The following is a 955-nucleotide window of genomic DNA, read 5'->3' on the forward strand; positions in this document are numbered from 1 at the left end:
GGGCCGTCGAACGCCGACGGGCCGGCGCCGTTCCCGAAGGTCCGCTGGGTCATCGCCGCCGAGGCCGCCACCGGCGCCCTGCTGGGCGCGTCGTTCGGCCCGTGGACCACGGGCGAACCGGCGCTGGCCCGCGACCTGCTCGGGCACCTGGGACCGGGCATGCTCACCCTGGCCGACCGCAACTTCCTGTCCCACCGGCTCGCCGGCGAGGTCCTGGCGACCGGGGCGCACCTGCTGTGGCGGGCGAAGGCGACCTTCACCCTGGCCCCGGTCCGGGTCCTGCCCGACGGCAGCTACCTCGCCGAGCTGACCCCCGCCCGCACGCCGGACGGGCCACCACTGACGGTGCGGGTGATCGAGTACACCGTGCACTCCACCACCGACGGCGGCGAGGAGAACAGCTCGGAGCTGTTCTGCCTGGTCACCGACCTGCTCGACCCCGACGAGTACCCGATGCTGGACCTGGCCTGCGCCTACCCGACACGGTGGGGACGCGAGACCGTGATCGGCCACCACAAGACCGACCTCGGGGAAGGCCGGCCCGTCCTACGCAGCAAGGACCCCGAAGGCGTCGCCCAGGAGATGTGGGCCCTGTTCGCCGTCCACCAGGCACTCGCCCGCCTCATCGGCGTCGCCGCCGACACCACCGGCACCCCACCCGAAAAGATCAGCTTCCGCCGGGCCCTCACCGCCGCGTCCGACTCCATCCGGACCGCGGCTTTCCCCCCTGACCAGGCACTCCTCGCGTTCCTGATCGAGATCTGCGACCCACGCCTGGCCATCCGTGACCGCACCGCACCCCGCAAGACCCGCAGGCACAGCGACTACCCCCGCCGCAAGACCGACGATCCACCCACCCGGCCCGTCACCCACCGCCTCGAACTCCACTGCCTGAACCTCCGATGACCAACCATCCCCCAAACCTTGAAGGGATCATTTAACCTACGGCCATTGG

At 71.4% G+C, this 955-nt stretch carries 1 protein-coding gene; it reads left to right on the forward strand.

Annotation, left to right across the window (positions count from 1 at the left end):
• Positions 1-906 (forward strand): transposase (locus tag AC08OO_RS22395; protein ID WP_476619035.1); only part of this gene is annotated, 906 nt, incomplete at its 5' end.
• Positions 907-955: the final 49 nt, after the last annotated feature.

Source organism: Frankia sp. CeCAU1 (assembly GCF_977971845.1).